Genomic DNA, 26791 nt, shown 5'->3' with positions numbered 1-26791 from the left:
TTCTTTAAGTTGTGCATCAATTACCATCCCTTGATGAATAAATGGTACCCTAGAGCTAAAACAGAAAATAACGTTGGGCCATAGGCAGTTCCAATGCGGGTTCACAGGTGAGTAACTCACCATTAGCGCGTACCTCGTAGGTCTCGGGATCGACCTCAATCTGCGGCATCCCCGCGTTGTGGCGCATATCGGCTTTGCCAACGGTACGACACTCGCGGACTGCCACAGCGGTTTTACGCAAGCCAAGCTGTTGAGGAACCTCCGCTTCTAATGCGGCCTGAGACATAAAGGTCAGGCTGGTCGTGGCGGTTGCTCCTCCAAAGGAGCCGAACATTGGTCGGTACATGACCGGTTGTGGTGTTGGGATGGATGCGTTGGCATCGCCCATCGCGCCCCAGGCGATAAAACCACCCTTCACGATCAGCTCAGGTTTGACGCCAAAGAAGGCGGGCTTCCAGATCACAAGGTCTGCCAGCTTTCCGGACTCAATAGAGCCAACGTGATGCGCGATGCCGTGCGTGATGGCGGGATTGATCGTGTATTTGGCGATGTAGCGCTTGACACGGAAGTTGTCGTTGCGCTCCGAATCTTCGGGAAGCGCGCCGCGCTGTTGCTTCATCTTGTGAGCTGTCTGCCATGTACGTAGCACCACTTCGCCCACGCGCCCCATTGCCTGGGAGTCGCTAGCGATCATGCTAAAGACGCCCAGGTCGTGCAGGATGTCCTCGGCGGCGATGGTCTCGGGTCGGATGCGGCTCTCGGCGAATGCGACATCTTCGGGTACCTGTGGGTTCAGATGGTGGCAGACCATGAGCATATCCAGGTGCTCGGCAATGGCGTTGATTGTATATGGTCGTGTCGGGTTAGTTGAGGATGGCAGGATATAGGGATAGGATGCGATACTGATGATATCGGGGGCGTGTCCGCCGCCCGCGCCCTCTGTGTGATAGGTATGGATCGTGCGCCCTGCGATGGCGGCGATGGTATCCTCGACAAAACCCGCCTCATTGATGGTATCGGTATGAATGGCGACCTGGACGTCGAACTGATCAGCTACACGCAGGCAGGCATCGATAGTAGCAGGTGTCGTTCCCCAGTCTTCATGTAGTTTGAGACCACAAGCGCCAGCACGAATCTGCTCTCCGAGTGGTTCAGTCGTAGAGGTATTGCCCTTGCCGAGAAAGCCCAGGTTGACGGGCCAGGCTTCAGCCGCTTGAAGCATCCGGGCCAGATTCCAGGCTCCGGGTGTGCAGGTCGTTGCGTTGGTTCCGGTCGCGGGACCTGTACCACCACCAAGCATCGTAGTGATGCCGCTAGAAATGGCTTCGTAGATCTGCTGGGGCGCGATGAAGTGGATATGACTGTCAATACCTCCCGCTGTTACCAGCATATTCTCACCGGCGATAACCTCAGTGCTGGAGCCTACGACCAGTTCGGGATCAACGCCTGCCATCGTGTCAGGATTGCCTGCCTTGCCCACCTTGACTATACGCCCATCCTTGATGCCAATATCGCCCTTGACGATGCCCCAGTAGTCGATGATCAAAGCATTGGTAATAACCAGATCAAGTGCGCCATGGGGACCTTCGCGCGTGGCTTGTCCACTCTGTCCCATGCCGTCACGGATTACCTTGCCCCGCCGAATGTAATTTCATCACCATAGCTAGTCAAATCTTGTTCAACCTCAATGATTAAGTCGGTGTCGGCGAGGCGCACCCGGTCGCCAACGGTTGGACCGTAGAGGTCGGCATAGGTCTGGCGCGGAATATATAAGCTCATGACTCGCTTTCTCCTTCCGTGTCGGTTGGCGCTTCCGGCGCCAGTGGACCATTCACGAGGCCCGCGTGCCCATAGACGATACGTGCCCCAGCGTAAGGGACAAGGGTAACCACCTTTTCATCGCCTGGCTCGAAGCGGACCGCAGTTCCAGCGGGAATGTTTAAATGCATGCCATAGGCCGCGCGGCGCTCGAAGTTCAGGGCCTTATTGACCTCATAGAAGTGGAAGTGGCTTCCAACCTGTACAGGCCTGTCGCCAGTGTGCGCGACCTGGAGACTAACAGTGGCGCGTCCGGCATTTGCTAGAATATCGCCAGCCTCTTCGTCAAGGATGTATTCGCCTGGCTTCATATCTCACCTCACTCCTGAATGGGGTCATGTAGCGTTACCAACTTGGTGCCATCGGGAAAGGTGGCCTCGACCTGGACCTCCGTGATCATTTCCGCGATGCCATCCATGACATCTTCGCGACGCAAGATAGTGGTTCCCAGGATCATGATCTCCGAAACACTTCGACCATCGCGAGCCGCCTCCATAATCTCGGCTGTCAGGATCGCTATCGCTTCTGGATAGTTGAGTTTAAGGCCTCGCTGCTGGCGCTTTCGTGCTAGCTCAGAAGCCACAAATATCAGTAGTTTCTCCTGTTCACGTTGTGTCAGTTGCAAGGGACGCTCCTTTCTGTTTTAGACTCTGGTGAAATGATGCCTACAGGCCGATGCAGCCGCCACTTAATAGAGCTTGCGTGGCATATTCGCGCTACGCCCATACAGTGCTATGCGTGCGTGCTGCCAGAAGCGCGGTAAGCTATCTAATAAAGGCTGACTTCTCTGGCTTAGTCCGCGCACAACCAGCCCATGAGCAGGTAACGTACTTACTCCCCATAATGTCTTCCCTGCTGTACTCCATTCCTGAGCCAGTTCGCCCAGTTCCCGCTCCAATTGTGACCACCGACCACTCTCGATCCCAACGCGACATATGTAAAAGGTGCAGAAGTAGGTATATGGGCCGAGGCGCGTGGGTGATGTCAAGGGGCGTGTAGCTGGTTCCAGGCGCAGGTGCTCACTGGCAAGTGGTCGGCTGGGAGCGTGGATATCTAGGTCCAGAGAGAGTTGCTGATAGGCAAACGCCTCAGCGCTGCGACCGGGGGCCACGATTTCCCAATAGAAGAGTCCCGCGTCTTGTGCCAGTTCGATGCGCGTATGCTGATGATAGCGTGAGCCCGCGAAGGGGATTAAGAGATCGGGCAGATATTCGAGCAGAGCACGTTCTCCGATAGAGAGTGTCATATCCTGTCGGGCCATTGGTCGTCTCGCGAGGCTGCGATAGATTCTGGTCGCGCTGGTCGAGGTGAGTTGGGCATAGGTTCCCGCTTCCAGCGTCGCGCGTACCTGTAAATGGTCTCCTCCGAGCACTCCCCCGAGATATTATGCAGGTGAACGAGTGCCCCCCTTTCTGGGAGGGGAAATGCCCGAATGACCCGCAGTGGTGGACGCTGGTACTCGACTCGCAGGCGCGTCACCCCATCTCGCGCACTTCTCGTAAAACGTAAGTGAAGCGATCCTCGTACCTCTGACGGGGGAGTGTCATCTGGACCTTGCTTAATGTGAACGATTCTGTTTTCAAGTTCTGTATGCATCATTAAGAACCAAAGACTACCTGTGTAGCTCTCGTTGAGATGCGGCGCGCTCCGCTTGAGGTAAGACACACACGATCTTCCCTACACCTCCACGCGAAAAACGGCAATTAATGTTGGTTATGGCTCGACGTCGAGCCCGGCGCGACGTTGGGATGCACCAATACACCTTAGCTTAGCTGATAAAGAGCCTTGTCATCAGATTGGGATGGCGCATGCTTCCCAGGTCTGGTAGCAATGTAAAGCTGGAGACTTCTTCGAGCGAAAGCCGCATGCTCTGCTCACCAATGTCGAGTAAGATCGGCTTAAGGTGCCAGAGCAGACTACTAGCTTGATGCTGACCTACTGGCAAGAGGCGCTGGCAGGCATAAACCAGACTCATCAGCGTTTGTTGCAGATATGCTAGTATCAACGCTGCTTTATCTATTCCCAGCACTCCCCCCGCTAATCCAAAGGCCGTACAATAATGAGCTTCGACTCCGGTGGACTTCTGCATTTGCATCGCCTCTTCTACCAGGACGCTTGCATGGGTCTCTTGTACTAACAATTGTACGAGTTGGAGAAAGCGGCGACCGAGGGTGATGCTTGCCTGACGCGCCTCGCGCGCGCCCCGTAAGGAGCTCAGGCGCATATTAAGTTCGCTCCATGCCTGGGGGAAATCGGGAGATTGGAGCGTATGCAAGAGGCTAGCACGATGGCAATAGACTGCTTCGAGCAGTCCGCACTCTTGCATATAGTCGCGAAAGAAGGGATATAGATTGTCGCTGGTGAGGGAGCCATCATTGGCGAGTGTTTCCAGCCCAAAGGAGTGAGCAGTGCTCCCGATAGGAAGAGCGCTATCGGCCAATTGCAGCAGTTGTAGCAGTTGTAAGTTCCCGTTCTGCATTGCTTGATACCTGCTTTCTCTGAGGCTTTAAAGAAGTGTACCGTCTGCGCGAGCGAAATACAAGAGTAAGCACTAGAAAGTGCTACCACACATTCTTCTCCGCTCACATACCTACTTTTCAGGGGGGAATTTTATTGGTGATAGATATGACTATTGGCCCCATTACTGTATTTATGTGCTTAAATTTGTTATATTGGCTATCCGTTGGGGCGTTTGTTGTGGGTGGTTATTTTTATGGTGTTTATTTTATGAAGACATTTTGAGCAAAGGATGCTGCTATGTTGGTGAAAAAAAGTGGGAAGATTGAATTTTTGGAGGGGATGAGGGGCGTTGCGGCAATGGGGGTGGTGATGTTGCATATGACGTATTTGATAGGCAGTATCATTGTTGATTATAAGCAGTTTCCGTTATTTTCGGCGTTGTGGGTGTTTGGAAATGCAGGGGTGCAGTTATTTTTTGTGATGTCGGGTTTTTTGTTGTTTATGCCGTATGCAAAGGCGTTGTTGTTTGAGGAGAAGTGGCCGGGGACGGGGCGGTATTATTGGCGGAGAATGTTGAGGATTGTGCCGGGATATTATTTTTCGTTGGTGGTGCTGGTGGTGTTGGTGCAAAGACAGTATTTGAGACCGGAGCATTGGACGGAGTTATTGCTGTTCTTGACGTTTTTGATGGATGGGAGTAAGGCGACGTTTCAGAAGATCGATATTCCGTATTGGACGCTGGCAATTGAGGTGCAATTTTATGTGTTGTTGCCAGTAGTGGCGTGGGGAATTTATGAGGTGGTGAAGCGAGTGGCGGTGAGAGCGCGAGGGAGACTGGTGGGGGTGAGTGTGATGTGCTGGGGGATCATTGTGATAGGGTTGGTGGTGAGGTGGATTGGGTTTCAGATGACGGGGGGGAAGGGGACGTTGAGTGGGTGGATGGATGTGGTGCGGTTTGTGGTGTTTGGGGTGGAGGGGAAGTTTTGGGAAGTTTTCGCGGTAGGGATGTTGATTAGTTTGTGTTATGTGTATGCGCAGAGGCCTGAGGTGAGTGGGGAGTTGGCGGTGAGACTACGTAAGGCGAGTCTCTGGTTGCGGTTGGGGGCGGTTGTCGTACTAGTGTTTTGTGCGTTGTGGGAGTTTCGATATGGGTATAATGTAGTGCAGTTGGATTGGTGGTTGCCGTTGATGCCGTATACCCGGCAGTTGTTGCGTTTTGTGGTGTCTATTGGGTGGGGGATGTTGTTGATGGGATTGTTGTTTGGGGAGTCGTTGCTGAAAAGGGTGTTGGAGTCGAAGCTAATGATGGGTTTGGGGACGATTTCGTACGGGGTATACTTGTGGCATTTTCCGATGATGGCGATATTTAAGAAATATGTTTTGCCACATTTTGGGGTGCAAGATGTGGTGCGGACGTATGCGTTATTTGGTGGCTTTTTCGTCTTGGGGATTGTTCCATGGTGTGTGGTGGTGTACTGGTTGGTGGAGCGACCGTTTATGGGGATGAAAAGGAAAAAGGTGGAGAAGGTGTTGGTGAAGGTGAGTGCTGAGTGAGAAGAGAGTCGCTCTGAAGTGGATGCCGCTTCTCTTGCGTTTTCTTGTATCAGGCTGTAGAATCAAGTATGGTTCCACTTGTATCTGGCTTGTATCGTTCGGTCCATGTTGGAGCAACTCCTAGATCCTCGCACGCTCGCATGCGTCCACATATGAAGCCAATCCCCAAGAAAGGTAGCATAGAACTCAATGTCAATCACTACTCGACCGCGAACTGTTGGCGAGTTGCGTGAAAGTGGCTACAAGGTGCTCTCAGTAAAAGAGGAGATGCGTAAAAACCTGATCGCCAAGATCCGCAATGGAGAAGAGTTGTTTCCTGGGATTGTTGGCTATGAAGAGACGGTTATTCCCCAGATTGAGAATGCCATCCTTTCAGGTCAGGATATTATCTTCCTGGGTGAACGAGGTCAGGCCAAGACGCGTATGGCCCGCAGCCTTGCGAACCTGCTGGATGATGAGATACCAGTGATTGCTGGTTGTGAGATTAACGATAGTCCCTATGAGCCGATCTGTCGGGCCTGTCGAGATAAAATAGAGCAGCAGGGAGACGAGGTAGAGATTGCCTGGTTGCCACGTGACCGCCGCTATGGCGAGAAATTGGCGACTCCAGATATTACGATCTCGGATCTTGTCGGTGAAGTCGATCCTATTCGTGTCGCCGAGGGGCGTTATCTCTCAGATGAATTGACGATTCACTATGGCATGATTCCTCGCACACATCGCGGTATCTTCTGTATCAATGAGTTGCCGGACCTCGCCGAGCGCATTCAGGTTGGTCTACTCAATATCATGGAAGAGCGCGATGTGCAGATTCGTGGATATAAGATCCGTCTGCCTCTGGACGTCTATGTGGTTGCCAGCGCTAACCCTGAAGACTACACTAATCGTGGTCGTATTATTACACCGTTGAAAGACCGCATCGGCTCCGAGATCCGCACTCACTATCCACGCGACCTTGAGCATGAGATCAGCATCATGGAGGCTGAGAGCACCCACTTCCCCACGGATGGACTCGATATCATCGTGCCTACCTTCATGAAGGAAGTCATTGCTGAAGTGACGCAGCTCGCGCGTGCTAGCAATGACATCAGCCAGCGTTCAGGTGTTAGCGTGCGCGTCTCGGTTTCCAACTTCGAGAATGTGCTCAGCAATGCCGTCCGCCGTGCTCTGCGCCTCAACGAGCGTCATGCCGCACCCCGCGTCAGCGACCTCTCGGCGATTCTTGCCTCAACCTGTGGCAAAATCGAATTGGATGCCGTTGGTGACATCAAAGAAGAGCGCGTTGTACAAAAGCTGATTAACGCAGCGGTCCTCAATGTCTTTGGCGAATACTTTGAGTCACGCGAATTCGATCAGTTGTTGGCTGGCTTCGAGCGCGGCCTGAATGTTCAGGTTGGCGATGATATGTCATCCATGGAGTATGTAAATCAGCTTTCCAAAGTAGGCGGCTTGAGCAAGGCTATCGATAAGCTCAATGGACGTGGGAGCCCAGCCAGTGTGGCCTCATCCGTTGAATTTATCCTCGAAGGGCTGCACCTGAATCGGCGCCTCAACAAGGATGAGGTCGAAGGAAAGGTGCGCTATCGCCGCTAACGTCTTCTACGAAAACCTGGACACTTTAGTGGCACAGGTTTTCGTAAGGCCGTAAAGGACATGCGTTATGTTTCAACGCTTTCACAAGAACCGCTATGGCTATTCGCGCTGGGATGGCACCCAGCGCATCGAAGGACTCGATGCCGACGATATCCTCAAGGCCCTCTCCGATGATTACATGGAAAATGGCAACTTGCAGCAAGCAATCAGACGCTTGATGCAAGGGGGAATTCGGGGTGAGGATGGACAGCAAGCCATGGGCCTGCGTGAGATCATGGATCGCTTGCGCCGTGCTCGTAGCGAGCAACTCAACCGCTACAACATGGCTTCAGGTGTTATGGATGACTTGCGTGAGAAGCTTGAGCAGATCAAACAAATGGAGCGCGACGGTATTCAGAGTCGCCTCGATGAGCAGCCCGGCTCGCAAGAGCAGAGCAAGCAACCATCAGAGGGGGCTGATCAGACTCCTTCTGGTCAGCAGTCGCAGGGCTCACCCGCTGAGGGAGGCGAGGGTCAGCAAGGAGCCTCTGGCGATGATCTCTCACCTGAGCAGAAGCACAAGATGCTGGAGATGATTGCTGGACGCAAGCGCGAGTATCTGGATGGTCTACCACAGGATATTCCCGGTCAGATCAAGAGCCTTTCTGATTATGACTTTATGGATGACCAGGCCCGCGAGAAGTTTAAAGAGCTGATGGATGGCTTGCAGCAGCAGATGATGCAGCAATACTTCCAGGGCATGCAGCAGTCGTTGCAGAATATGACCCAGGAAGATATCACGAATCTACGTGAGATGATTCGTGATCTGAACAAGATGCTGCAAGAGCGCCAGCAAGGCATTGAGCCAGACTTTGACTCTTTTATGCAGAAGCATGGTCATTACTTCCCTGGCGTGAACTCACTGGACGATCTCATCGAGCAGATGCGAATGCAGCAGGCTGCCATGCAGGGAATTCTCGATAATCTCTCGCCTGAGCAGCGCCAGGAGTTACAGGAACTCATGGATCAACTGATGGGCGATGATCGTATTCGCGTTGATATGCTGGAACTGGCCCAGAACCTGGAGGCCGTAGCTCCCATGGAGCAGGCGCGCACGCGCTTCCCATTTAGAGGCAACGAAACGCTACCTCTAAATGAAGCTATGCGTATGATGGGTCGCCTGCAACAAATGGAAGGCTTGCAGGATGAGTTGCAGGAGGCGCGTCGCCTCGATGACCTGGGAGCCATCGATAGCGAGAAGGTCAGAGAACTTCTCGGCACTGACGAATATCAGTCCATTGAGCAACTCAAGGAACTGATGAATGTGCTGCAAGAGGCAGGCTATATTGAGAAGAAGGGGAATCGCTGGGAGTTGACCGCGCGCGGTATCCGCAAGATCGGTCAGAAGGCTCTACAGGATATCTTCAACAAGCTCAAGCGCGATGGTTTTGGTCGTCATGCCAGCCCTTTCCGGGGCGTTGGTGGCGAGCGTATCGACGAGAGCAAGACCTATCAGTTTGGTGATCCTTTCTTGCTAGATCTGCAAAAGACCCTGATGAATTCCATTCATCGCGATGGTGTAGGGACGCCGCTTGGACTCAAGAAAGACGACTTTGAAGTCTATCGCACAGAGTTTATGACTCAATCATCAACAGTGCTGATGATTGACATGAGCCTGAGCATGGTCTATAACGGTTGTCAGCAGGCTGCGAAGAAGGTCGCGGTCGCGCTTGAGAGCTTGATTCGCTCCCAGTTCCCGCGTGATAATCTCTATATTGTTGGCTTCTCGTTCGTCGCTCGCGAATACAAATCTAATGAACTGATAGAACTCAGTCGTTATGACAATGATCGTGGCACGAATATGGCCCATGGTCTGATGCTGGCGCGCCAATTGCTTGCCAAACAGCGTGGTACCAACAAACAGATCATTATGATTACCGATGGTGGTCCTACCGTCTGGTACGAAGAACGCTATGGTGGTTGGCAGTTTGCCTTCCCCAGCCCTTATGCTGAGCAGCAAACGTTGCTTGAGGTCAAGCGCTGTACGCGTGATGGCATTACCATCAATACCTTCATGCTCTATGATGATGACTGGATGGTTGCCTTTGTGAACCAGATGGCGGAAATTAATCGTGGGCGGACGTTCTATGCTGACCGCGACAATCTGGGTGAGTATCTGCTGGTTGATTACCTTAACAGTAAGAAGAAACTCATCTCATAGCTATCAAGTCATTCTCATAACGGACAAATAGTTTTTTCGCGGAGATTGGTATGAGCCACAAGCTTATGCCAATCTCTTCCATTCTCAGAGTGATAGTAAGCTATGGGTCTTGCTATTGCTCCGAACGCTTCAGGGGTTATGGTATGTAGGACGATTGCCTTCGGCAATCGTCCTACATACCATAACCCCTGTGAACCGCCGCAGGCGGTGAGGAATCTTGCATAGCCACAAATAATATGAATGAGCAGGATATGTGAACTATGGTGAAAAACGCTTTTCAAGAAGGATTGCGCAGGCTGGGATTGGGTGAAGAGCTAGAGGAAGCGTTTTTGCGCTACCGACAGGAGTTGCTTGAGTGGAACACACGCTTTAACCTGACAGCCATTAAGGACCCGGAAGAGGTCATGATCAAGCACTTTCTGGATTCTCTCTCTCTGCTAACTCTCTTTCCACAGGAGGAGGCGACACTCCTGGATATTGGCACTGGTCCTGGCTTCCCTGGTCTGCCGCTCAAGATAACGCGCCCTCGCTGGCGCGTGACCTTGCTAGAGGCCACGAACAAGAAGGTGATCTTTCTGCGCCACATGGTTGATGTGCTTGGACTGGAGAATGTGGAGGTCGTTCATGGGCGAGCGGAGGAATTGGGGCATAAACCTGAATACCGCGCAGCCTTTGATCTGGTGACCGCGCGCGCGGTGGCGGCGCTCCCGGCGTTGCTGGAATACTGTGCTCCTTATTGCCGTCTGAACGGGACTATCCTTTTGCCCAAAAAGGGCGATATGAGCGAGGAGATCGCACAGGGAAAACGAGCCGCCGCCATGTTGGGGGTCGTATGGGAGTCTGATGTCGCGTTAGATCTGCCGGGACTTGAGGATGGTCGGCGGTTGCTCACCTGGCGCCAACGTAAACTTTGCCCTGAGTCGTATCCGCGTAGTGGCGCGGCGATGGCTAAGCGACCGCTGGGCTGAAGGCTACGCCACTACGCATAAGCCATAATTAAGGATGTGAGCCGCCCGCAGGTGCCAGGACATCCTGTAACTGGATGGTACGTCCCCGTTGAGGGCTGACAGAGATCATCGCTACGGGCGTCTCAAGTAGTTCTTCCAGACGTTTGAGATAGGTCCTGGCTTCTGTAGGCAACTCGTCATAGGAGTTGATGTCTGTCGTGCTTGTCTGCCAGCCAGGAATCTCTTCGTATATGGGCTCGCAGGCTGCCAGGTCGTTAGGCGTCGCGGGTGGTGTATGAAGAATCTGTCCGCGTAAGCTATAGGCGGTGCAGATTTTAATGGTTGGGAACGTATCCAGCACATCAAGTTTGGTAACGATCGCGGCATCAAGACCGTTGAGTTGCGCGACAAAGCGTCCCGCGACCGCGTCAAACCAGCCGCAGCGTCGCTCACGCCCTGAGCGTGAGCCATACTCATGCCCTCGCTCGCGTAGGATTTGCCCCACATCATTAAAGAGTCCGGTAGGGAGCGGTCCACTTCCCAGGCGGGTCGTGTAGGCTTTGTAGATGCCAATAATGCGGTCAATTGAGCGTGGGGGAAGACCTGAACCAACTGCGGCATTCGCGGCCATCGTCGAGGAGTAAGACACGAAAGGATAGGACCCGAAGTCGATGTCAAGAAGCGCGCCCTGCGCTCCTTCAAGCAGGATGATTTTCTGCTCCTCGCGCGCGTGAAGCAGCATTTGTTGCGTATCTGCGATATGATTGTAGAGTCGCTGCCCATAGGTGAAGTACTCACCATGAATCTCTTCCAGCGAGAGCGGTGGCTGACCATAGATCTGGGTAATCATACGGTTCTTCTGTTGGAGGATGGTTGAGAGTTTGGCGCGGAAGGCATCGACATCTAGCAGGTCTGCCATGCGAATCCCACTTCGCGCATGTTTGTCCACATTGGCGGGACCCATGCCTCGATAGGTGTTATCGATCAGTTCAGTGCCGCGAGCCTCTTCTTCCAGGCGATCAAGGACAAAGTGATAGGGCATGACAAGGTGGGCGCGTTCGCTGATATAGAGCCGCGAAATATCTACTCCCTGAGCTTGTAGGGCTTCCATCTCCTGTATAAGCGCTTTGGGATCGACAACGACGCCATTGCCAATGATGCAAGTTGTGTTGGGGAAGAGAATGCCGGAAGGCACAATCTGGAAAGAGAATTCTCCCTTTTCGTGAACCACGCGATGCCCAGCGTTAGTTCCTCCCTGGTAGCGCACGACAAAATCGGCCTGCATGGAGAGTTCGTCAATGATTTTGCCTTTGCCTTCGTCTCCCCATTGTGCTCCAATAATTGCAACTGCCACCATAATACTATTTCCCCTTTGCCTTTCTACACGCTAAGGTCTTATGCAAAAACCAACACCGCTGGTCGCGGCTAGCGCTTCGCGCTCAGGTTTTCGAACAAGGAGTAAGAATCGCTTGCTAAATAATTTTTCGCAGCTAACCATAGATATAGCTGAGCAGAAGTTGGTCCGTAATCTGTTCAATTGGTGCCCGATCATCGGTGAAGACGATGCCATCTTTGGGGCGACCGATCTCAACCACAGGGACGACCTCATTAGCTACTTGCCCCATAGTCGTAGTTGGGTCCAACTGAGAGAGTTGCGAACGAAATGTCTCGATTGTGGTGGGTTGCATCGTTGCCATAACCACTGTATTAAAGGTATTTGGGACATTTAACACGTAAACACTAGGGAATACTTTGCTCATCGTCGCTACCATAGATTGTACCAGACGATAGTCAGTGGAGGTATGCCCTGTGTTCAATGCAACGACCCCCTGGGGGGAAAGGCGGGCGCGGACCTGATTAAAGAATTCCTTTGTTGTAAGCTGGAATGGGATGTAGGGTTGCTGGAAGGCGTCGATGACGACTTCGTCGAATTGCTCCTGTGTAGTTGCGATATAGGGTCTGCCATCCTGTACATGCACATTCAGATTGGGTTCAGTCATTCCAAAGTATTTGCGACCTACATCAACTATGGCTGGGTCAATCTCGACGCCATCGATTGGCACTGGGCCATAAACCTGCGTAAACTGGTGCGCGATAGTTCCACCCGCGAGGCCCACAATGGCGACACGGTGCAATTTATCTGGTGTAAAACCCTTGTTGAAATATGGGGCAGCCAGGAAATAGTCCCAGTACCACCCGGTCAGGACGCGGTTCTTATCGGCGTACGCGATGGAATGAATGGCTTGTCCTTCATTCAAGATCAGCGAACGTGTGCCATCGGCCTGCTGTGTGACCTGGATATAGTTATAGAGTGATTCCTGGTGATAGATAAGATCGGGAATCTGCTTCAGGGGGCCAAGTTCCATAAAGAGCGTGGCAATGAGCGCAATCTGTACAATGGCTGTCAGCGGACGCCAGAGGAGACGCGATTTCTGAATCTGCCAGAGACCCCAGAGCGAGGCCGCGAAGAGCAGGGTCGCGAAAATGAGTAGACTGCGTCGTACGCCAAAAGTGGGAATGAGCCAGAGTACTGGCAGGAATGAGCCCAGGATACTACCGCAGGTCGAGATCGCATAGAGTGAGCCACTGATGCGCCCACTCTGCTTGACGTCGCTGGTTACCAGACGAATCGCGAAGGGCGAAACCAGTCCAAGCAGGGTGACGGGGACGGCAAAGAGCAGCACCGTTCCAAGCAGCGAAGCCAGAAAAGCGCTGACCGAAATCTGCGCGATAGCGCTGACAGACCAGGAAAGAACGCTCTGGCTGATAAAGGGGATCATAGCAGTCGTGAGAGCGGCGGCAGCGGTGATCACGCATAATACTTGAGCTGATGGATAGCGGTCTGCAAGGCGACCTCCAATAAAATATCCCACGGTAAGGTAAATCAGGACCAGGCCAATCAGGACCGCCCAGATATAGAGAGAGCTACCAAAATAAGCTCCCAATAGACGTGAGGCGCACATTTCCAACCCCAGGCTGGTCATGCCGCTGATAAAGACCAGGATGATAAAGAGAAGCTTCTTCAAGACGACTGCTACCTTTTCTTTTGCATGGCTAGGCCGCTGGTGGCGTGACAAACTGGAAGGTATTGAGTACTGGCACGAAGACCTGCCCTGCGAGAGCATCAAACTGGTCATCCTGAGCCTGTTGCTCAATAACATAGCTCTTTCCACCGTGATTAGTCGCGTAGACGACTATCCGCTCGCGGGCGGCGGGATTGATTTCTGATTGATAATAGGCGACGGCCTGAAGCCAGGTGACGCCACCTATGGTTGGTGAACTATATGACGTGGGTGGCGTGAAGCCTGCCTTTGGTGCAAAGTTTGTCTGCAGGTCCGCAGTTATGAGATCTGTGGCTGGGGTCCCGTTATTCGTTCCTATCTTATAGGACATAAACTGGTCAGCCTGAGCCGAATTGGTGAATTGCACTCCAGCTGCATTGGCTGGCGCACCAGCCGCCCAACTTACTGGATACTGTGTCTCGAAGCCGTTAGTATTGCAAGTAACTGCGCACCAGGCATAGCCCGGTGGTGGCGCTGGAGTTGGTACAGCGGTTGGCACCGAGGTCGGGCTGGGTGATGGTACTGGCGACGGTGTGGCTGTTGGGGCCGCCTTTGTTGCGGTCGCGGTCACACTCGCTGTCTGGTCGGTATGGGTACTCCTGGTGGCATACATTGCGACTACGCCTATGACACAGAAGACGATCAGCACGGCGCATACAACGGCGATGATGATGGGTGTATTCGGGCGTTGCATGTTGGTAGGAGGAAACCCAGGTTGTCGGTTGAGTTGTGGTTGGGCCCCATAGGGGCTCCCGTTCTGCGTGTGGAGGTTTCCTGTGCCACGTAAAAGGCCAGATCCGCCGTGTTGTGTGGGTGATGGTAAGCGTCCAGAATAAGCCCCACTCTGATGAGGGTAAGCAGATGGTGTTTCTGGGTAGTTGGAGAGAAACATGGGTGTTTGTGGAGCCTGAGGTTGGTATTCTTGTTCTGATAGAGCGGACATGGCTTCAGTTGCATCGTGATAGAACCCCGTACCTTGTTGTTGGCCATGCTGTGAAGGCGTTCCTGCTCCCGGTGTCTGGGGCACAAAATTCGTACCCGGCACAGGCGTTGGTGTAGAGGGGAGTTGCGCAGGTTTAAATCCAGATTGTGAGAGGAGACCAGATTGTGAGAGGAGACCAGAACGCAAGGGGCGCGAGGGATTGCTCTCGAAGGCCATCTGTGTATTGTATGTGTTGCTATTTGTAGCATCCAGCGGATGGGAATGTGTCGATTCTGTCGACATAGTTTGCTCGATGGCAGTGCCGCACAGACCACAGAAGGTCTCTGCCGGGCTTACTTCATTACCACATCTGGAACACTTCATAAAGCTCCCTTTCTGGATACCAACCTCTTACTCCTTACCGAAAACCTGAGCGCTTCAGCGACGTTGGGTTTCGTATAAGTTCTTAACCATCACAGCTTTGTTACAACCCCTGGATAAGTCACGCCATTTCAAAATATGGGATTGTCCTGGCGCTCATTATAGCGTATTTGCTCTCATCTGTACACGTTATCCCTGATTTCCTATGGCAGCCCAAAAAAGCTCTTTCGGGCGCTTCGTTCCGCCATTCGTGCGTTGTAAGAGCGTGGCTGATTGGCCTTTTTTGCGGGGAGCAAGGCGTATGGGGTCTCTGATCAAGAATGCCCGGCTTTGGGGTGGAAATGTCGTTATTTAATCCTGATAGACAATATCGAGCCTTTGCAACCCTTCGTGCTCGTAATGATAATAAGCGAGAAGTTTGCCTGGAGCCAGATCGCTATCGTGACTGAAATCTGATGTTGCGTTGAATGGTCCGCAGACGATCAACCATGCCCAGGGAATGCCTTGCTCGACGTTTACACGGTGCATGTTTTGCTGATCTGTATTGCTTGCCTGGGGGAATCCAGTTGGGTGACTATGATAGACGCCTATGACCTGTCCCTCATTGTGCATCTCTGTGGTTAGCAGTTCTTCAGGTGCGAACTCGAAGTAAACTGGCGAGTTCGCTGTATTAGCGAGTGGCTGGACGCGCTCTACATGCCAGTTTCCTTCTCTGCCCATGCTTCCTAGAAGGACACCACAGGCTTCGATAGAGGTGCGCTGGTGTATGTCCTGATATATTTCTTGTCGAGCTCTCTTACTCAGAATGATGTGTGTATGTGGAGATGTATTGTGTTGCTTCATAGTGTTGGCCTATCTGGCTACGCCTCTCCTGCTTCTAAGGAATGTGGAATCCTGAGCCGCTTATTGTATGGATACTATATCACAGGCAACCAAGCCTCGATGTAGGATTTCTACGTTCCTGGCAACTTCTTCCTAAAGAGTGAATCCTGGCTTTGTGATGCTGTCTTTTATTGATCCCTTGCTAGGGCAGTGTTACAATATTTATATGTTTTTGGTGTGCCACTCTTCTGTCTTCTCTCCATTTATAAGCAAATATCAATATCAGCAAGTGCTTTTAACGGAACGTTGTATCCTGTTGGAGGCGAGGGGATGAGGGAGTGCCTCACGTCGGATAGTCTAATGATTAGAAGAGAAGGTTATCGTTTTATGCTACTTACAGAGAGGAAGCTTGAGGCCGCGATCAAACGCATGGCGCATGCGATGGAGGGACCTTCTACGGCGCTTCAACCTGTTTTAAGCGCTCCGGCAACCGGTCCGATGACGCCTCCTCCGAGTCCAGAGGACCCGGTGTGGCAGACGTTAGAGATGGATCAGGTGTGGGGAAGAACGCATGATACTACCTGGCTCAGCGTATGGCTTCAGGTGCCAGAGGAGGCTCGGCAGCAGGCATTAGTCTTGCAATTGCATTGGCCCCATGCGGGAGATGATTCCCTTCTCATGCGCCTTGAGGCGACAGTGTACCTCGATGGTCAGGCTATTGGCGCGTTTGACTGGCGACACCCGCTTCTCTTGCTTCCCGAGCATGCACGCGATGGGCAGCCACATTATTTGACAATGCAGGTGTACACCTATCGCCCCATGCGTTTTGAGGGCTTAACCTTGCATGCGCGCAATGAGACGGTATGGAAACTCTATCATACTCTGAATGCTGTCTTTGAGTCCGCGCGTTCCCTGGACGAGAATGACATCGCGCGCCATACCCTGCTGGAGCGCCTGAATCAGGCTCATACACTGCTCGATTTACGCGAGGGCTATGCCAGCGAGCGCTTCACCGCGTCCGCTGAGGAGGCTTTACGTGGGCTACAGGAGCACCTTGCCGATGGCCTGACCTCTGGCAGCCGTCCGCACATGGTGGTCAGTGGGCATGCGCACCTGGATCTGGCCTGGCAGTGGCCTTACTGGCGTACTCGTCAGAAGATATCACATACGCTCTCTAACGTAGTGAACCTGATGGAGCGCTATCCTAACTACTACTATAGCCATAGCCAGCCTCAAGCTTTGCAATGGGTAAAAGAGGATTCCCCAGAGCTGTATGAGCGCGTGAAGCAGCTCATTGCGGCGGGACGCATTGAACTGGTGGGCGCGATGTGGGTGGAGGCGGATTGCAATCTGACGTCGGGTGAATCGCTGGTCCGTCAGATCTTGCATGGCAAGCGCTTTATGGAGCAGGAGTTCGGCTATTCGCCTCGCCATGTCTGGCTCCCCGATGTCTTCGGCTATAGCGCGGCGATGCCACAGATTATGCGTGGCTGCGACCTGCCTGTCTTTATGACAACCAAGATTAGCTGGAACCAGTTTAACCGTATGCCTTGCGATACTTTCCGCTGGCGAGGCATTGACGGTTCCGAGGTGCTGACCCACTTTGTGACCGCGCCAGATGTCTCGACTCAGAGCACATATTATACCTACAATGGCCCGTTCCGCGCCTCCGATGTCCTGGGGACCTGGAAGAACTATCGCCAGCAGGCTATCAATGATCAGTTGCTCTATCTCTGTGGCTGGGGCGATGGTGGCGGTGGTCCAGAAGAGAGCCAGCTTGAGCGCTCGCTCGTCCTGCGCGATCTGCCAGGCTTCCCAACGGTTGAAATGGGACGTGCGGATAACTACTTTGATACTTTGTACGAGCGTGTCTGGGATCAGCCCGACCTGCCAACCTGGGTTGGTGAACTCTACCTGGAATATCATCGAGGTACCTACACCTCTCAGGCGCGCACGAAGCAGGGCAACCGTCGAGCCGAACTCTACTTCCGTGAGGTGGAACTCCTCAATGCCTGGGCTGGTTTGTATAGTGTGCCTACACGTCAGGACAGAGTGAACGATGCCTGGAAGCTTGTACTCCTCAATCAGTTCCACGATGTGCTACCAGGATCTTCGATAACCGAGGTCTATGAGGATGCCTTACGCCTCTATCAGGAGGCGCGCGCTATCGCTACCGAAGTGCGTGATGAGGCCCTCTCGACGCTTGTAGCGAATCAAGGCTGGGGTGAGGATCAGCTTGTCGTGCTGAACACGCTGCCCTGGGAGCGTACAGATACGCTTCAGATCCCAGTGGCGGATGCGCCTGCTGCGTCTGCTGGACAGACAGTGGCGGATTGGGATGGCGAAGAGTTTGTGCTGTTAGATGGTGTGCGTGCGCCATCTATGGGTGTTGGTGCGCTTCAATCAGAACCATCGGAGCCATGCGGTGTCGCGTATGGCGATAATGGTTCGCTAACGCTACGTAATGCCTATTATGAGCTTCATATGAACGCTAATGGAGACATTGAGCGTATTTATGATCGGCAGGCTGAGCGCGATGTGCTGGCACCAGGAGCGGTTGGGAATCAATTGATCGCGTACGAGGATCGCCCGTTGAACTTCGATGCCTGGGATGTGGATATCTTCTATGAAGAGAAGCCCTATCCATTAAGTGAGGTCGCGCGCGTGCGGGTTCTCGAAGAGGGGCCAGTGCGTGTGACCGTTGAGGTGGAGCGTCCCTTCATGTCCTCGCGTGTCACGCAGCGTATCTCGCTCTGGCAGCAGACTCCTCGCATCGATTTCACGACAGAGATTGACTGGCATGAGCATCAGACGTTGCTCAAAGCGGCCTTCCCGGTCGCGATTAATAGCGCCCAGGCGACCTATGAAACCCAGTTCGGGCATCTTCAGCGCCCCACGCATCGCAATACCTCCTGGGATGTGGCGCGCTTCGAGGTCTGCGCGCATCGTTGGATCGATCTAAGCGAGAGTGGCTATGGTGTGAGCCTGCTTAACGATAGTAAGTATGGGCATGATGTGCATGATAATGTGATGCGCCTGACCCTGCTGAAGTCAGGTATCTCTCCCGACCCGCAGGCGGATCAGGGGATTCATCGCTTTACTTATAGCCTCCTTCCGCACGAGGGCGATTGGCGCGAGGCTGGTGTAGAGCGTCGCGCTTATGAACTCAATGCGCCTCTTCAGGCGTTACGAGGGAGTGCTCCGACAACTGCATCTAGCTCACAGGAAGCTTACTCATTCCTCAGAACCAATTGCCCACATATCATCGTCGAGACGGTCAAGCCTGCTGAGGATGGTGATGGCATCATTGTCCGCCTCTTCGAGGCTCACAACCGGCGCGGTAAGGCCAGTATCCAATTCGCGAACCGCATCATAGCGGCAGAGGAGTGCAATCTGCTTGAAGTGGCTCTGGAAGAGGCGACCTTCAGCGGTGATACATTATCATTCGCGGTTCGCCCCTTTGAGATCAAGACGTTCAGGATTCACCTGGCGCGGTAGTTTATGAAATGCAAACGCTACACAGTTTCTGAAACAAGTTCGGAAACTGTGTAGCGTTTGATCTATCGAGCCTTTGGGAAGAGGTTGTATGCTTCTTTGTTAGGGCTTGAGAAATTGTTCGGCTTGATAGGAGCGTAGGGCCTCGACACTATCAACGCTGATATCTGGCGCAAAGCCATCGGGTAGAGGTGCCGAGGCATACTTCCCTTGCCGCACAAACACGGTGGTCAGGCGAGCCCCCAGGTCCTTTTTCGTCTCATGGAGAATCTGGGGTTTGTCGTCAACCATCACAAAGTGGTCTGCTGGATAACGTTCGATGATTTCATTGAGATGTTGCTGCTTATGGTCATAGATCATGACGCGTCCCTGGACCGCCTGGAATAGCCCACTGGTATGAATCTTGTTGTCCTGGAATACCTTGTCGCCATCGGAGACGATGACTGTCGTCCCTAGTTCGTTGAGATGTTGTAGGGCCTCAATTGTGTGAGGATAAAGCCTCTCATCGAAGGGATAATCGTCAAATATGGCATGCGCGCGTTTATAAGTCGTCTCATCCATTTCTGAGAGTGGAATTTCATCGCGCAGGCGTTGCAGTGTGAGGGGAATATCAATCACACTCTTATCGGCGCGAACCTCCTCATAGATTTCCCAGAAGCGTTCATTTAACTTGCTTCCTATTGTTTCTTGAAGCCGCGCGAATAGATCTTGCTTTACTCTATCGTTATCAATAAGTGTATTATCAACATCAATCCAGAATGTCAGTGTCGTCATCGTTGATCTCTTTCATGTTTATGAAAAGGGCTGGTCATCTAGCCTCCTGTGGTGTATTTTACTACGAAGGCGAGTACAATGGGTGGTGGATGGCAGCTTTTGGGAAGAAGTATTGTTCATATATCAGGAAGCCGTTATTATACATATATTACGGAGATTCGCAAGGGAGCAGGCATGAAGGTTATATTTCGCAGCAAAGATTTCGCCAGCATTGATGGTGCGGGCTTTGGCTTTAATCATAGGCGACCCATGAGCGCGCCCTGGCATTATCAGGGACGCGTGCAGCACCGCAACTGGCAGGGAACCTATGAATGTTACTGGGAGAAGAGCGCGAAGTCATCACCTCTCGCTTCTCAAGAGTTATTCTGGACGGTGCGCGGAGATGCGCGCCTCTTTGGGCTAGCTGCCGCCCTCAAATCGCTAGGCCTTACTGTAGATGTAGAGCAGGACAATTAGTTCATGACAACACAGCCTATAGCGCCACGCGGGCGCATACTCTTACTCATGTCACCCTCCACCTATCGCGCGGGAGCTTTTCTGAGTGCCGCGCAAAGTCTGGGGCTTGAAGTTGTTGTAGGTATTGATCTACCAGAATCGCTGGCCGAATATTGGCATGTTCCGCTCGGAATCGAGTTCTCCGATATTCCAGGCTCATTGCGGGTTATAGAGGAGTACGCGCGTGAACATCCATTTGATGCTATCCTCTCCGTCGATGATAGCGCGAGTGAATTAGCAGCCCATGCCAGCGCCTCGCTTGGCTTGCCACATAATTCTCCTGGTGCTGCCGAGGCCGCACGTGATAAGCTTATCATGCGCGATCTGATGTCGGCGGGTGGTGCGCCCTGTCCGATTTATCGTGCTTTTGGCCTCTCCGAGTCGCCTGAAGAGATCGCGCGTCAGGTGACATATCCCTGTGTGCTCAAGCCGCGCCGCCTCTCAGGGAGCCGAGGTGTGATTCGAGCCAACAACCCGACCGAGTTTGTTAGCGCGCTCCGTCGCTTGAAGCGCATTCTGCTTAGCGAGGGGCTGCACGAAGAAGAGACTACCTTCCTGGTCGAAGACTTTATTCCTGGTCGCGAGGTTGCGCTTGAGGGCTTGCTGACTCATGGGCAACTCAAGGTGCTGACTCTCTTTGACAAGCCTGATCCGCTGGATGGTCCTTTCTTTGAGGAGACTATCTATACCACTCCTTCGCGTCATCCTCTTGCGGCACAGCAAGCGATTGCCGCGTGTGTCTCTACCGCTGCAGCCGCGTTGGGATTGCGTGAGGGACCAGTGCATGCCGAGCTACGTGTCAATGATGAGGGACCCTGGATGCTGGAAATCGCTGGACGCTCGATTGGCGGTCTCTGCTCGACAGTTTTGGAATTTGGCTCGGGATGTGTCTGGAGGAATTGATCCTGCGGCACGCCATTGGCGAAGAGGTACAGTCGGTTGAGCGCGATACATATGCTGCCGGGGTTATGATGATCCCCATACCTAGCGCTGGAATGCTAAAAGCCGTGAAGGGGGTAGAAGAGGCAGAGGCTGTGCCGCTTATCACTGGTGTTGAGATAACCGCCCAATTGCATCACCTCCTTGTACCGTTGCCAGAAGGGGCGAGCTACCTGGGCTTTATCTTCGCGCGTGGTGATACACCAGAGGCAGTTGAAGAAGCTATACGTCAGGCGCATAGTCGCTTACACTTCGAAATCAGACGTGAGATTCCAGTGCTGAGTATGCGCTAGTATGCTGTCGTTGGTGTCGCTACCCCTTTTTTCCTAGCGCTGTGATGAAATGCCTGGGGGTAGCGATATACCATTTAATGATATAAATTATAATGAGGGTCCTGGTGGGCTTATACTTTGTTTTGCCTGAGCAAAGAGACTCAGGCTCTATTTAACTCTGAGAGCGTTTGTGGGTCTTATGGAAGGCAGGAGCTCTGGACGCATGAGGGGAGACTATATATTTTAATGGCTATAAAGGGACCGCACATCCCAATGTTCCCACCCCTCCTGAGCGCGTTGGACATTCTTACTGATCTATGAGATACTCGCCGTGAGCGATTGTCGGTTGTTATTGGAGGTTTTCATGTCCTCATCTGTATTTAATATACAAGGGCGTCAATGTCCGCGTTGTGGTATGTCGTGGCCTATGACGGAGGCGCGGTGTAAGAATTGTGGATATCTTTTTGAGACAGCAGGGGGAGGCTCGGCTTTTGGGGGAAATGTAAATGCGGGCTCTTCCATGCCAGGAGCGGGGCAATTTCTGGGCACTGGCTGGGGCCAACCACCAGCACAGGCTCCTCAGCAGAATACTAATAACGCCGGTAATATGGGATCTGGTACGCCGTGGAACCAACCTCAATCAGGCTCGAACTCCCCGTGGAACCAGCCTCAGCCGGGCTCGGGAAACCAATGGAATCAACCGCAATCGGGCTCCGGAATGCAGTGGAAGCAAACCCAGGCTCCTGCCTCTGGCAGTGGTATGCAGTGGGGGCTCAGCCATCAACTGGCGGTTCAGGGATGCAATGGGACCAATCACCGTCAGGCGGCAATGTTGGGTCTGGCACGCAGTGGAATCAGCCTCAATCGAGTAACAATGTTGGTTCAGGTGTCCAATGGAACCAGTCTGCACCTCAATCGAGCATGGGATCTGGGATGCAGTGGAACCAGCCCCAATCAAACAATAATGTTGGTTCAGGTGTCCAATGGAATACTCAGTCGCCAACCGATGGTCCTGGCTCAGCCTGGAACACGGGTAGCGCGACCGGCTCAGGAATGCAGTGGGGGCAGGGGGGCTCGTCTCCTGCCAATTCAGCCTTTGCTGGCGATCAGAACAATAGTAGTTTCGCTTCGCCTTTTGCGGGTGGTGGTTCTACTGAGACACCATTCTCTAGCTTTAATCGCTCGTCTCCTGAGAGTAGTGGCACCTTCGATGCTCCCAATGTGAGCAATAGCATTCCCTTTACGCCCGCGCTCGACCCCTTTGCCTCTTCTGAGCAGAAGAAGCGCCCACGCTGGGGTGTGATTGTAGGCGTGATCCTCCTGTTGATTGTATTGGTTGGCGCGAGTGTTGGAGGAGTAATTTATTTTACTCGTGGCGACAACAATGCCGCGAACCAGGGTAATACTCCAGCGACCACTACGCTAAAGCCGTTACCCACTCCCACAAGCAAGCCTCTGTTCTCGGACACTTTCGCGAATAATAATAACGGTTGGCGGCTTGAAAAGGATGAGAAGGGGGCCTTTGCGGTCTCTTTAGGCAAAAACGCGTTGACTCTTGCCGACAATGACAATAAGATTTTGTGGGAGATGCTCCCTAATACGAAGCGCTATGGCGACTTCCAACTCTTCGTCAATACGACACTGACCAAGGGCGACGCCAATAATGGTGGCGGTGGCTATGGCGTCTATGTGCGCTCGGCGTCGACACAAAGTGGTGATCTGTCGACCTACTATCGTTTTGAGCTCTATGGTGATGGTTCATACTCGATCTTTAAGGGCCAGTCAGATCCCGCGAATGGGAAAGTGCTGGCTCCAAAAGAGATTGTTGCCAATACGCAGCATCCAGCCATTCAGACGATGGGAAAGCAGAATCAGCTTGTCATCAAGGCCAAGGGGCCAAACATTACCTTCATTGTGAACGGGCAAACGATTAAGTCGATTTCCGATAGCAGCTACTTGAGTGGCTCCATTGCCCTCTTCGTGTCGAATTTGCCGAATACAAAGCCCGGTGCGGAAGCCCAATTCTCTAATCTGGGTATCTATCCTGCGGAATAGCAAAGCGATTCCCAAAAGACGAGGCGCGACCAGAGTCGCGCCTCGTTGCTTTATGCATTGAGGTAGCTGGCGTATTGCTGTGGGTCGACGTTGCCACCACTTACAACACAGCAGACCCGCTTACCCTTGAATCGCTCAGGTTGACTCAGGAGCGCGCCGAGGGTCAGCGCGCCGGTTGGCTCTACCTTCAGGTTGAGATAGCGGAAACTATGGCGCAAGCCGTTCAAGGTCTCGGTATCTGGTACCTCAATAATATCGGCAACCCCTCGGCTCAGGATCTCCCAATTGAGATGACCCAGACTGATAGTGCGTGCTCCATCGGCAACTGTCGCAGGCTCTTGCTCGTTACTGGTCAGCGCACCCTCGCGCAGAGAGCGAGCGGCGTCGTTGCCTGGCAGGGGCTCAGCGCCTATGATTTCAGTGCGCTTCTGAAGATGGTCACGTGCTATAACCAGTCCAGAACTGAGACCACCACCACCAACAGGAACTAAAATAATATCGGGTTCAAACCTCTCAAATATCTCTTTACCCAGCGTCGAGTTCCCCGTCACGACCCGGTAGTCGTCATAAGCCGGAGCCTGGAAGGCTTCTGGATGTTCGCTCATGAGTTGCGCGACCCGTTCGGCCCGGCTAACGCGGTGTACGTCGATGAGGTCGACGGTCCCACCATAGGCCTTGACTGCCTCAATCTTGACGGCTGCCGAGGTCTCTGGCATCACAACAATACAGGTCTTTCCCAGGAGCTTGCTAGCATATGCGATAGCCTGCCCAAAGTTGCCAGATGAGGCGGTAATGATCTGATGTTGTGGAATGCTTGAGAGGAGGTTATAGGCGGCGCGAAACTTGAAACTGCCAGTATATTGAAATGTCTCGCTGGCGATGGTTACTTCGCACTGAAGTTGTGCGGAGAGGGTGGAATCGGGCAGAAAGAGCGTTGGGCGAAGTGCATGTGGCAGTTTTTCCCAGACCGTATCGATGTATGAAGGGGTAAGATCTGGCGCGGTGGAATAGCTATGCATTGATAAAACCTCCTACGTGGTCGTTGCGGTGGCCGTGTTTGGCTCATTGTATCACATGCGGGATTCTTATAGCCTATAGAATATGAACCTCGCTGCCGGTCACTGATCGTAAGGCTTTCTCTCTTCTAAGAAATGCGTGCTAGCCGCGAACTGTGGCGGTGGTTCTCGCATAAGACCTTATTCCGAGCATACTGTACAATGTCCATGAAAGATATGTTCCTGCGATTCATTCGGGCTGGCGTTGATCAGCCTGAAGCATGGAAGGAGGCTTTGCGATGGCGATGATACCTGAGTATTCTTCTCTGCTGCGTGTTCGTCTAAACTCACATGATGCGCATTATGGTGGACGGCTGGTCAATGGGGCGCATATGTTATCGTTATTTGGCGATGCCGCGACTGAGTTAGCTATTCTCTCGGATGGAGATGAAGGTTTGTTAGTGAGCTATGACAGTGTTGAGTTTCTCGCGCCGTTGTACGCGGGCGACTTTGTCGAAGTGCGGGGGCGTATCACGAAAGTGGGGAATACATCGCGGCGCATTGAGTTTGAGGCATACAAGGTTATCGCCGCGCGTCCCGATGTGTGCGAGTCTGCCGCCGATGCCCTTGCGGAGCCATTACTGGTCGGGCGAGCTATTGGCACGACCGTTATTAAGCCAGAGCGCCAGCGCTCACTCCATGTCGCACACCACTCTTCCAGCCACAAGTCGCGTCAGGAGTAAGCAAATTGATTTTTGTGCGCCAACTTGGAGCTTGACGCGCAAGTTCTTCATAGAAGAGTGGGAGGAGACATGTTTATTATGTGTCCCTTCCCGCTCTTCAGTACAATACTAGGTCTTAGAGGTCGACCCAGACTGCCCCCTTCTGGGAGCTTTCGACGGCTTTGACGATGAAGCGCAGACCTCGCAATCCGTCATAGACGGTGGGATAGCCACCCTGGGGCTGCTCTCCCGACTCTACACGCCGTATATCGGCAATCGCCAGTCGGTAGATATTGGCGAACGCCTCATAGAAGCCTTCGGGATGGCCTGCTGGCAGGCGCGAGAGCGCCTTCGACTCGTCGCTCATATAGCCAAGGTTGGTGCGTAGGATCTGGTGTGGACCTTCGTGCGGCTTGAAGATGAGTGTGTTGGGCTCCATCTGGTGCCACTCTAATCCCGCCTTGGTGCCGTAAATACGCAGGGTCAGGTTGTTCTCTTCACCAGCCGCGATTTGCGAGCAGGTTAAGAGACCCTTGGCTCCATTCTCAAGATGCAGCAACATATTGGCGTCGTCATCGAGCGCGCGCCCTTCAACAAAGGTCGTCAGGTCCGCGCAGAGCGAGGTGACTTTGAGTCCTGTGACGAACTCAAGCAGATTCTCAGCATGCGTACCGATATCGCCAACGCTACCCGCGATACCCGACTTGCTTGGATCGGTGCGCCATGCTGCCTGCTTGTTATCACTCTTTTCCAGAGGCTCAAGGAGCCAGCCCTGGACATATTCTGCGAGCACCTTGCGGATCTCACCGAGCGCGCCCTGTCTCACTAGGTCCCGCGCATGGCGGATCGTTGGATAGCCAGTGTAGTTATGGGTAAGGGCGAATACGACGCGCTTCTCTTCCGCCAGGGCGATAAGCTGTTCGGCCTCTTCGATGTTGAAGGTCATGGGTTTGTCGCAGACAACATGGATGCCCTGCTCAAGAAATGCCTTCGCGACCGGGAAGTGCATATGGTTTGGTGTGGCGACGATGACAAAGTCGATGCCATCAGCTAGTTGCGCTTCGGCACGTGCCATCTCGGCGAAGCTGTCATAGGAGCGCTGCAAATACCATGCAGCCGCTGAGGCTCGCGCCCGTTCTGGATTGGTGGACATGGCTCCAGCAACGATCTGAGCCTGCCCGTCCAGTTCGGCGGCGACACGATGGACCGCTCCAATGAAAGAGCCCTGACCGCCGCCCACAATACCCGCACGCAGCCTTCTATTTGCTACCTCTCTGCTCATACG

Annotated in this window: 21 protein-coding genes and 1 pseudogene; 10 read left to right on the top strand and 12 right to left on the bottom strand. The window is 53.1% G+C overall.

Features of this window, described 5'->3' with window-relative positions; all coding sequences use genetic code 11:
- Window positions 1–55: 55 nt before the first annotated feature.
- From ureC to K3T82_RS03060, 5 genes and pseudogenes are all read right to left on the bottom strand, one after another.
- A pseudogene (gene ureC / locus K3T82_RS03080) lies at window positions 56–1779 on the bottom strand (urease subunit alpha).
- Complete coding sequence (locus K3T82_RS49580) at window positions 1776–2129, bottom strand: urease subunit beta (protein WP_220192028.1); 354 nt, start codon at window positions 2127–2129, stop codon at window positions 1776–1778. The pseudogene ureC and the gene K3T82_RS49580 overlap by 4 nt, the downstream one beginning before the upstream one ends.
- A gap of 8 nt (window positions 2130–2137) precedes the next feature.
- Window positions 2138–2443 (bottom strand): urease subunit gamma, encoded by a 306-nt coding sequence (locus K3T82_RS03070; protein ID WP_220192027.1) that lies wholly within the window; start codon window positions 2441–2443, stop codon window positions 2138–2140.
- A 63-nt stretch (window positions 2444–2506) separates the two neighbouring features.
- Window positions 2507–3190: an urease accessory protein UreD gene (locus K3T82_RS03065; protein WP_220192026.1), complete on the bottom strand. Its 684-nt coding sequence runs from the start codon at window positions 3188–3190 to the stop codon at window positions 2507–2509.
- A 396-nt stretch (window positions 3191–3586) separates the two neighbouring features.
- Complete coding sequence (locus K3T82_RS03060) at window positions 3587–4297, bottom strand: urease accessory protein UreF (protein WP_220192025.1); 711 nt, start codon at window positions 4295–4297, stop codon at window positions 3587–3589.
- A 278-nt stretch (window positions 4298–4575) separates the two neighbouring features.
- On the opposite strand from K3T82_RS03060, the gene K3T82_RS03055 reads away from it, so the two are divergent.
- From K3T82_RS03055 to rsmG, 4 genes are all read left to right on the top strand, one after another.
- Window positions 4576–5832: an acyltransferase family protein gene (locus tag K3T82_RS03055; protein ID WP_220192024.1), complete on the top strand. Its 1257-nt coding sequence runs from the start codon at window positions 4576–4578 to the stop codon at window positions 5830–5832.
- A 189-nt stretch (window positions 5833–6021) separates the two neighbouring features.
- Window positions 6022–7425 carry a sigma 54-interacting transcriptional regulator gene (locus K3T82_RS03050; protein WP_220192023.1) on the top strand — a complete coding sequence of 468 codons (1404 nt, stop codon included), beginning with the start codon at window positions 6022–6024 and terminating at the stop codon, window positions 7423–7425.
- Between the two features lie 67 nt (window positions 7426–7492).
- Entirely contained in the window at window positions 7493–9625 is a 2133-nt protein-coding gene (locus K3T82_RS03045) for a vWA domain-containing protein (protein WP_220192022.1), read from the top strand.
- Between the two features lie 260 nt (window positions 9626–9885).
- A complete protein-coding gene (gene rsmG / locus K3T82_RS03040) occupies window positions 9886–10593 on the top strand; it encodes a 16S rRNA (guanine(527)-N(7))-methyltransferase RsmG (protein ID WP_220192021.1) in 708 nt (235 codons plus the stop codon).
- Window positions 10594–10621: 28 nt separating this feature from the next.
- Here the strand turns inward: rsmG and K3T82_RS03035 are convergent, their stop codons facing one another.
- From K3T82_RS03035 to K3T82_RS03020, 4 genes are all read right to left on the bottom strand, one after another.
- On the bottom strand, window positions 10622–11929 hold the full coding sequence (locus K3T82_RS03035) for an adenylosuccinate synthase (RefSeq protein WP_220192020.1): 1308 nt from the start codon (window positions 11927–11929) through the stop codon (window positions 10622–10624).
- A 133-nt stretch (window positions 11930–12062) separates the two neighbouring features.
- Entirely contained in the window at window positions 12063–13598 is a 1536-nt protein-coding gene (locus tag K3T82_RS03030) for a spermidine synthase (protein ID WP_220192019.1), read from the bottom strand.
- 28 nt (window positions 13599–13626) lie between these two features.
- Window positions 13627–14940 carry a zinc ribbon domain-containing protein gene (locus tag K3T82_RS03025; RefSeq protein ID WP_220192018.1) on the bottom strand — a complete coding sequence of 438 codons (1314 nt, stop codon included), beginning with the start codon at window positions 14938–14940 and terminating at the stop codon, window positions 13627–13629.
- A 348-nt stretch (window positions 14941–15288) separates the two neighbouring features.
- Entirely contained in the window at window positions 15289–15780 is a 492-nt protein-coding gene (locus tag K3T82_RS03020; protein ID WP_220192017.1) for a M67 family metallopeptidase, read from the bottom strand.
- 366 nt (window positions 15781–16146) lie between these two features.
- On the opposite strand from K3T82_RS03020, the gene K3T82_RS03015 reads away from it, so the two are divergent.
- Window positions 16147–19257, top strand: coding sequence for an alpha-mannosidase (locus K3T82_RS03015; protein ID WP_220192016.1), 3111 nt, complete (start codon window positions 16147–16149; stop codon window positions 19255–19257).
- Between the two features lie 99 nt (window positions 19258–19356).
- Here K3T82_RS03015 and K3T82_RS03010 read toward each other — a convergent pair whose 3' ends face one another.
- Window positions 19357–20028 carry an HAD family hydrolase gene (locus K3T82_RS03010; RefSeq protein ID WP_220192015.1) on the bottom strand — a complete coding sequence of 224 codons (672 nt, stop codon included), beginning with the start codon at window positions 20026–20028 and terminating at the stop codon, window positions 19357–19359.
- A gap of 174 nt (window positions 20029–20202) precedes the next feature.
- Here K3T82_RS03010 and K3T82_RS03005 point away from each other — a divergent pair, with 174 nt between their 5' ends.
- The 4 genes from K3T82_RS03005 to K3T82_RS02990 all read left to right on the top strand — a co-directional run bounded on the left by K3T82_RS03005 (window position 20203) and on the right by K3T82_RS02990 (window position 23789).
- The gene (locus tag K3T82_RS03005; protein WP_220192014.1) at window positions 20203–20484 is read left to right on the top strand and encodes a hypothetical protein; all 282 of its coding nucleotides are present in this window, start codon (window positions 20203–20205) and stop codon (window positions 20482–20484) included.
- Window positions 20485–20487: 3 nt separating this feature from the next.
- Window positions 20488–21426: an ATP-grasp domain-containing protein gene (locus K3T82_RS03000; protein ID WP_220192013.1), complete on the top strand. Its 939-nt coding sequence runs from the start codon at window positions 20488–20490 to the stop codon at window positions 21424–21426.
- Window positions 21408–21755, top strand: coding sequence for a hypothetical protein (locus K3T82_RS02995; RefSeq protein WP_220192012.1), 348 nt, complete (start codon window positions 21408–21410; stop codon window positions 21753–21755). The genes K3T82_RS03000 and K3T82_RS02995 overlap by 19 nt, the downstream gene beginning before the upstream one ends.
- Window positions 21756–22424: 669 nt before the next feature.
- Window positions 22425–23789, top strand: a complete 1365-nt coding sequence (locus K3T82_RS02990) for a 3-keto-alpha-glucoside-1,2-lyase-like domain-containing protein (RefSeq protein WP_220192011.1) — start codon at window positions 22425–22427, stop codon at window positions 23787–23789.
- A 50-nt stretch (window positions 23790–23839) separates the two neighbouring features.
- Here K3T82_RS02990 and K3T82_RS02985 read toward each other — a convergent pair whose 3' ends face one another.
- Window positions 23840–24808 carry a threonine ammonia-lyase gene (locus K3T82_RS02985; RefSeq protein ID WP_220192010.1) on the bottom strand — a complete coding sequence of 323 codons (969 nt, stop codon included), beginning with the start codon at window positions 24806–24808 and terminating at the stop codon, window positions 23840–23842.
- A gap of 275 nt (window positions 24809–25083) precedes the next feature.
- On the opposite strand from K3T82_RS02985, the gene kal reads away from it, so the two are divergent.
- Entirely contained in the window at window positions 25084–25527 is a 444-nt protein-coding gene (gene kal, locus K3T82_RS02980) for a 3-aminobutyryl-CoA ammonia lyase (protein WP_220192009.1), read from the top strand.
- A 115-nt stretch (window positions 25528–25642) separates the two neighbouring features.
- On the opposite strand, the gene K3T82_RS02975 is transcribed toward kal, so the two are convergent.
- Window positions 25643–26788, bottom strand: coding sequence for a Gfo/Idh/MocA family protein (locus K3T82_RS02975; RefSeq protein WP_220192008.1), 1146 nt, complete (start codon window positions 26786–26788; stop codon window positions 25643–25645).
- Window positions 26789–26791: the final 3 nt, after the last annotated feature.

The sequence above is a fragment of the Ktedonospora formicarum genome, from assembly GCF_016587355.1.
Classification (GTDB): domain Bacteria; phylum Chloroflexota; class Ktedonobacteria; order Ktedonobacterales; family Ktedonobacteraceae; genus Ktedonobacter; species Ktedonobacter formicarum.
This window is presented reverse-complemented; position numbering and strand designations above follow the sequence as displayed.